This window comes from Bradyrhizobium sp. 23 (assembly GCF_023073295.1).
GTDB classification, from domain to species: Bacteria; Pseudomonadota; Alphaproteobacteria; order Rhizobiales; family Xanthobacteraceae; genus Bradyrhizobium; species Bradyrhizobium canariense_D.
The window spans coordinates 1-3597 of the sequence record NZ_JADPJF010000099.1; the positions used below are offsets into that span (position 1 = coordinate 1).

Annotated in this window: 3 protein-coding genes and 2 pseudogenes; 3 read left to right on the plus strand and 2 right to left on the minus strand. The window is 63.3% G+C overall.

Going from position 1 to position 3597, the window contains the following annotated elements; translation table 11 throughout:
* Nucleotides 1-227: 227 nt before the first annotated feature.
* Nucleotides 228-476, minus strand: coding sequence for a hypothetical protein (locus IVB32_RS24955; protein WP_051113003.1), 249 nt, complete (start codon nt 474-476; stop codon nt 228-230).
* 646 nt (nt 477-1122) lie between these two features.
* Here IVB32_RS24955 and IVB32_RS24960 point away from each other — a divergent pair.
* The gene (locus tag IVB32_RS24960) at nt 1123-1299 is read left to right on the plus strand and encodes a hypothetical protein (RefSeq protein ID WP_198293370.1); all 177 of its coding nucleotides are present in this window, start codon (nt 1123-1125) and stop codon (nt 1297-1299) included.
* Nucleotides 1300-1329: 30 nt separating this feature from the next.
* Here the strand turns inward: IVB32_RS24960 and IVB32_RS24965 are convergent, their stop codons facing one another.
* On the minus strand, nt 1330-1776 hold the full coding sequence (locus tag IVB32_RS24965; protein WP_247411723.1) for a response regulator: 447 nt from the start codon (nt 1774-1776) through the stop codon (nt 1330-1332).
* 151 nt (nt 1777-1927) lie between these two features.
* On the opposite strand from IVB32_RS24965, the pseudogene istA reads away from it, so the two are divergent.
* Both istA and IVB32_RS24975 read left to right on the plus strand, forming a co-directional pair.
* A pseudogene (gene istA / locus IVB32_RS24970) lies at nt 1928-3459 on the plus strand (IS21 family transposase).
* A gap of 11 nt (nt 3460-3470) precedes the next feature.
* Nucleotides 3471-3597, plus strand: a pseudogene (locus IVB32_RS24975) (ATP-binding protein); the annotation flags it as partial.

The window sequence follows — 3597 nt, forward strand, 5'->3', positions numbered from 1 at the left end:
ATCGGTTACCTCAGCCCTGTTGAGTTCGAGCGCAAGGTGGGATTAGCTTAACCCGGTGTCCATCATACCGGCAGCAGCTCAATCGGCCCCGATCTCTATCGTGCTGCCTGCCGCATAGGCTGGGAGGGCCTGGCCTCGAAACATCGTGACCGGCCTTACCGCGGTGGCAAGGTAAAAACCGCACCCATCCAGCAATGTCGCGGGAGCTTTGACCGCGGCTTGCTTAGCTACTTCGACCCCGTAGCGGGATTCGCGGGTGCTGTGGATGGCGCAGTTGCCGGAGAACCGGCGCCCGCACCCGTCGTTGTTGGCGGGTTGGTTGAGCTGGTCTTGGTTGCGGGCGCGCTGGTCTGGTTCGACGCGGTCGTGTGATTGCCGGTGCTGTAGAAGATCGCGGCGATAGCGGCGATCAACACGATTGCGACCACCACCCAGGCTGTGGGGTTGTTCCGGTAGCTCTGATCTCGACGGTCCATGAGCAATCCTCTTGGGGGCTAGATATCCACCAAACCCGAGACCCTGTTAGCGTTCCTACCAATTTTTCCCGATTGTCCAACCCTGGCACGCGCAAACTTGAGGCCCCTTAGCGTGAACCGGCGGGCCCTAATTCATCGGCTGAGCCGCCGGCGGCGTCAGTAGCCGCTGCGGGTCGCGCTTCCTGTGCGCTCGGCGCCGGCGCTTCATTGGTCACGCTCCCCTATGATGCGCTTGATCTCAGCCGTCACGATCGCCTGGTCCTCGGGCGAAAGTTGAGCACATGTCGCTGCGATCTGCTCGGCGGACTGCAGCTGCGTCTCTCGACTGCGACGCTCGTCGACCATCTTCTTGCTCGGGATCGCTGGCGATGTCCCGAGCGACGCGCGCGCCGTATTGGACGGCTAGTTGAGCCGAGCCAAATAGCTCCCCCACATCGTCCGCCTGTGTCTCTCCCCTGTGGAAAATCGGGAAGTAGTAACGTCTCATTGCTGCGGCCCTCGTCTTTTAGCCGCGATCATGCCCACGGCTCGGACGGCGCGCACCTGTCGGAAACGACAGGGTCCGTCAAACAGCGCCATTCACGAGGCATTTGCGAACCGCGCGACACGTGTTAGACCGCGCTCCTATCAACGAAGGAGTGCCAAGTTGGCCAAGAAGAAAAAAAGTGTTCGTCGCGAGTGGACGAAAGACGACCTGAAGACGCTGAAGTTACTTGCGAAGCAAAAGACTGGTGTCACGAAGATCGCAAAGAAATTGAAGCGAACGCCGGGCGCGACGGCGGCTAAGGCATTTGTTCTTGGCTTGTCGCTAAGCACGCAATAGCGGGCACCTACTTGGGGCTTTCCAGGTCCGCTATGAGTGCGAAGGCGGGATTTGGTTGTGCAGTTGAGACACTGCCGTAACCACCTGCGCGGGCGCGAACGGCTTGTTCAAGAGAACGCTGTTCGGTACGCCGTGAGACGGCCACTGATCAGCTGCAGCCCCAGTCATGTAGACCACGGGCATCTCTGGATTGATCTCTCTGGCTTGCTTGGCAACTTCCCATCCAGTGAGTTTGCCTCGGAGATGAACATCGGTGAGCAACGCGCGATAGCTGGTAGATTCGGTTTTGAGCAGGATAACCGCTTCTTCGCCTGATGAAACAATCTGCGGCTCAAATCCACCCCCGGACAGGGCTTCTCCGACCATACCCTGAATAAGATCTTCGTCCTCTACAACGAGGACTATCAGTTCGTTTTGCACCGGTGTGCGGATTCCGATCGATGTCGCCCAGGATTCCGAGATGATCTCGCCCACCATTCCGATTTGAAGTCGCCCACCCGTTCCGAGATGATGTCGCCCACCATTCCGGGATGATGTCGCCCGGGTGACGAGGCCTCTTCTGGCTCCCATAGGATGAACCCTTTCGGCTTTGCGAAGGGGACCCTGGATGCCGACAGAGAGGCTTGCGATGCGCCGTGTGCGCGATGTGATCAGAATGAAGGCGGCGGGGCTGCCGAGCCGCGAGATTGCGCGACGGGTGGGCGCGGCGCCCTCGACGGTGCGACTGGCGCTCCGGCGGTTCCAGGCCGCGGGCTTGAGCTGGCCGTTGCCAGACGACGTCACCGACACGGTTCTGGAACTTCGCCTGTTCGCGAAGACCGGCAATGGCAACCGTCAGGGTCACCGCCGCATCGCCGAGCCCGACTGGGCGAGCGTGCACCGCGAGCTCAAACGCAAGCACGTGACGCTGTCGATCCTGTGGGAGGAATATATCGCCGGAGCCTGGCGGATACCGGTACTCGCGCTTCTGTGAGCTCTACCGCGCCTGGGAAGGCCGTCTGTCGGTGACGATGCGCCAGGCCCATGCGGCCGGCGACAAGTTGTTCGTCGACTATGCCGGCGATGGCGTGGCCGGTGGTGGTCGACCGCCTTACCGGTGAGCGCAGAACGGCGCAGATCTTCGTCGCCGTGCTCGGCGCATCGAGCTTCACCTACGCGCAGGCGACGTGGACGCAGGGGCTCGCCGACTGGATCAGCGCCCATGTTGGCGCCTTCGCGGCGATCGGCGGCATACCGGCGCTGCTGGTGCCCGACAACACCAAGGTTGCGGTCATTAAGGCGAGCCTGTACGACCCGCAGATCAATCGTACCTACGCGGAGATGGCGGCGCATTACCGCACCGCCATCTTGCCGGCGCGGCCGCGCAAGCCGCGCGACAAGGCCAAGGTCGAGCAGGCCGTCCTCATCGTCGAGCGCTGGCTGCTCGGCCGCCTGCGCCATCGCACCTTCTACAGCCTGGCCGAGGTCAATGCGGCGATCGGCGAACTGCTCACGAGGCTGAATGAGGAGCGGCCGATCCGGCGGCTCGGCGTGACACGCCGCCGGTTGCTCGAGGAGGTCGACCGGCCGGCGCTCAAGCCATTGCCGGCGTCCCCCTATGTCCTCGCCGAGTGGCGGATCCGCCGCGTCAGTCTCGATTACCACGTCGAGGTGGAGAAGCATTACTACAGCGTTCCGCATCGCTTCGCCCGCGCCGAGGTCGAGGTGCGGTTCACGGCCCGTACCGTCGAGATCTTCCACAAGGGCGAGCGGATCGCCGCGCATCAGCGCATGAGCGGCAATCACAAACACACCACCGTGCCGGAGCACATGGCCTCCAGCCATCGGCGCTACGCCGGCTGGACCATCGCGCGTATCCGCCAGGACGCCGCCGCGATCGGGCCGGCGACCAGCGCGTTGTGCGACCTCATTCTCGACGAGCGCTCGCACCCCGAGCAAGGCTTCCGCGCCTGCCTCGGCATCCTCAGGCTCGCCGCCTCCTATGGGCGCGAACGGCTGGACGCCGCGGCTGCGCGGGCAATCGACGTCGGCGCGCGCACCTATGGCTCGGTCAAGTCGATCCTCGCCAACAATCTCGATCGGCGTTCTGCTCACCAGCGTTCCGCGGACGATGCGCCGATCCTGCATGCCAACATCCGCGGACCGCGCTACTACAATTAGGAGATCATCCCTTGCTCACCCATCCGACCCTCGACCGCCTCAACGCCCTCGGCCTCCACGGCATGGCCAAGGCCTTCGCCGACATCGAAGCCACCGGTGAGGCCGCAAGCCTCGGCCACGCCGAATGGCTCGCGCTGC